The sequence below is a fragment of the Sulfitobacter sp. genome (assembly GCF_041552635.1).
Taxonomy (GTDB): domain Bacteria; phylum Pseudomonadota; class Alphaproteobacteria; order Rhodobacterales; family Rhodobacteraceae; genus Sulfitobacter.
In genome coordinates this window covers 1-3192 of the sequence record NZ_JBFEKM010000280.1, presented here as the reverse complement: position 1 = coordinate 3192, position 3192 = coordinate 1, and the positions used below count along the sequence as shown (strand labels likewise).

The window sequence follows — 3192 nt, the reverse complement described above, 5'->3', positions numbered from 1 at the left end:
TCCTTTGACTTTAACGGTGCAAGGCTCAGCTTTGCATTCATCGTTTTTGTGCCGTCGGCTGCCATGGTAATGCTCCTCGTTTATATTGTGGAAATTACGGTCTAAAAATTGATATCGGCGGTGGTTATTAAATTCGACGCCATCCCCAGACAAAGACATCTTGGCTGAGAACGATTTTCTAAAAGAGCTGTTCGCGTTCTTTGTCGCGACAACGACGCCGGTTCGGTACGATTTCGTGGCTAATTTCTTGTCGGTATTTGTAACATTGCGCCAAGAGGCGAAGTCACTTGATAGTAAGTTTCGCGATCTGCATCTGTCAATCAATGCTGCGCTGTCCTTTCTCCTGCACAATATCGTTAAACGGCATTCCAAACCCGCAAACTTTGTCGAAGGCGCATAGGGAAAATACACCTACGCGCCTTGTTTGTTTTCGTCTTTATCGCCGCGCTTGCGATCCAACGGCGGCATACTGAAAAAGACCCTAGCCCTTATTCGAAACTATAGGTGAATTCGTGATCCTTGGCGTCGATGGCGACTTTCTCGATCGTGCCGCCTTCCATCATCCGGCGCAAGAATTCCGCCGAAATATCAGGTAGCATTGTATTGGTCACAATCGCGTCGATCATCCGGCCACCGCTTTCCAGCTCTTGGCAGCGGTTCACGATCTCTTCGACGACGGCATCAGAGTATTCGAACGGGACACCATGCGCGGCTTCTACACGCTTTTTGATGCGGTTAAGTTGCAGCACCGTGATCTTGCCGATCATATCGGGGCTCAGCGGATAATACGGGATCGCGACCAGACGCCCCAGCAATGCTGGCGGGAATACCTTCAGCAAGGGTTCACGCAGCGCTTTTGCCATGCCTTCGGGTTCGGGCAACAATTCAGGGTCCGCGCACATATCCATAATCAGATCGGTGCCCGCGTTCGACGTCAACAGGATCAGGGTGTTCTTAAAGTCGATCACGCGCCCTTCGCCGTCTTCCATGACGCCCTTGTCAAAGACCTGGAAAAAGATCTCGTGCACATCGGGATGCGCCTTTTCGACTTCGTCGAGCAGAACAACTGAATAGGGTTTGCGCCGCACCGCTTCGGTTAGCACGCCGCCCTCGCCATAGCCGACATACCCCGGAGGTGCGCCTTTCAAAGATGACACGGTATGTGCCTCTTGGTATTCGGACATGTTGATCGTGATGACGTTTTGTTCGCCACCGTACAACACTTCGGCCAACGCCAGCGCCGTTTCGGTCTTACCAACGCCGGAGGTTCCGGCCAACATAAAGACACCGATAGGCTTGGACGGGTTGTCCAACCCCGCACGGCTGGTCTGGATGCGCTTGGCGATCATCTTCATCGCATGGTCTTGGCCGATGACACGTTTGGCCAAATGCTCTTCAAGATTCAAAACAGTCTCAAGTTCGTCTTTCAGCATCCGCCCGACGGGAATACCCGTCCAATCGCCAACAACAGACGCAACAGCCTGATGGTCCACAATCGGCATGATCAGCGGGCTATCGCCTTGCTGCGCTTCCAGCTCGGCGTTCTTGGCTTTGAGTTCGGCCATCACGGCGGCGCGCTCTTCGTCGCTCAGCGCGGGTTCGATGCCTTCTTGCAGCGCGACTTCGTTCGCTGCGGCCCCTTCAGGGGTGTGGGTTTGCTCTAGCGGCTGCCCGCCTGCACGCAGCTTGGCGCGCAATTCGATGATTTCGCCGACAAGGGTCTTTTCGATCTCCCAATTGGCTTTCAAACCAACAAGGCGCTCCTCTTCTGCGGCCATCGCCGCTTGGACATTGGCACGGCGTTCACCAACATCATAGCCTGCTGTTTCGTCTCGACCGATGATATCAAGCTCGGTCCCAAGCGATTCAATCCGGCGCTGACAATCGTCGACTTGGGCAGGCACAGCATGCTGGCTGACCGCGACACGGGCGCAGGCCGTGTCAAGCAGGCTGACCGACTTATCCGGCAACTGACGCGCAGGAATATAGCGCGCGGAAAGCGTAACAGACGCTTCGATACCTTCGTCAAGCACTTGCACTTTGTGGTGCTTTTCCAGCATCGACGCGATGCCGCGCATCATCAAAACGGCCTTTGGAATGTCAGGCTCTTCGACATGGACCACCTGAAAGCGGCGGGTCAAAGCCGGGTCTTTTTCGATGTACTTCTTGTATTCAGCCCAAGTGGTTGCGCCAATGGTGCGCAGCGTACCGCGAGCAAGCGCTGGCTTTAGCAGGTTTGCAGCGTCGCCAGTCCCTGCGGCCCCCCCGGCCCCGACAAGCGTATGGGTTTCATCCACGAACATGACGATGGGTGTGGTCGATCCCTGAACTTCGTCAATGACCTGACGCAGACGGTTTTCAAATTCGCCTTTCATAGACGCGCCGGCCTGCAACAGGCCCACGTCCAATACCAGCAAACGCACATCTCGCAATGCGGGTGGCACATCGCCGCGCGCGATACGCAGCGCGAAACCTTCGACGACAGCCGTCTTACCAACGCCCGCTTCGCCGGTCAGGATCGGGTTGTTTTGACGACGGCGCATCAAGACGTCTACGATCTGGCGGATTTCTTCGTCACGGCCAACGATCGGGTCGATTTCGCCATTGCGGGCTTGTTCGGTCAGGTCAGTACAAAACTGGTCCAAGGCTTCTTGCTTGCCCATCTGCGACGGCGACATGGCACCGCTTGCTTCGCCCGGCTCTGCACCACCACCGGTGACAGACCCATCTTGCGGGCGCATCGCGTCTTCGGGTGATCCATCGGTGATGTCGTGGAAATCATCTGCCAGATCACTGGCCTTGATGCCCGCTAATGTCGGCGAGATCGTCATCAGAATGTTCTTGAGGTTCGGCGTTTCCAGCATGCCCAAAATCAGGTGGCCGGTGCGCACCTGATTTGACGAATACAACAATGACCCCCAGACCCAAGCACGCTCCATCACATCCTCAAGATGGCTGGACAGATCACTGACAGACGACGCACCGCGTGGCAGCTTATCCAGCGCCGAGGTCATTTCGGTCGCGATTTTGCCGGCATCAAGGTTGAAATGTTGCACGATGCGATGGATGTCGCTGTCTTGATTGTTCAGGATCTGGTGCATCCAGTGAACAACTTCGACATAGGGGTTTCCACGCATTTTGCAGAATACGGTCGCCCCTTCGATTGCTTTGAACCCAAGGGGGTTAAGTTTC

General features: G+C 55.3%; 2 protein-coding genes. One reads left to right on the top strand and one right to left on the bottom strand.

Features of this window, described 5'->3' with window-relative positions:
- Nucleotides 1–160: 160 nt before the first annotated feature.
- Nucleotides 161–400 carry a hypothetical protein gene (locus ABYT07_RS19995; RefSeq protein ID WP_372993764.1) on the top strand — a complete coding sequence of 80 codons (240 nt, stop codon included), beginning with the start codon at nt 161–163 and terminating at the stop codon, nt 398–400.
- Nucleotides 401–488: 88 nt separating this feature from the next.
- Here the strand turns inward: ABYT07_RS19995 and tssH are convergent.
- On the bottom strand, nt 489–3192 hold a 2704-nt coding region (gene tssH, locus ABYT07_RS19990), incomplete at its 5' end, for a type VI secretion system ATPase TssH (protein ID WP_372993763.1).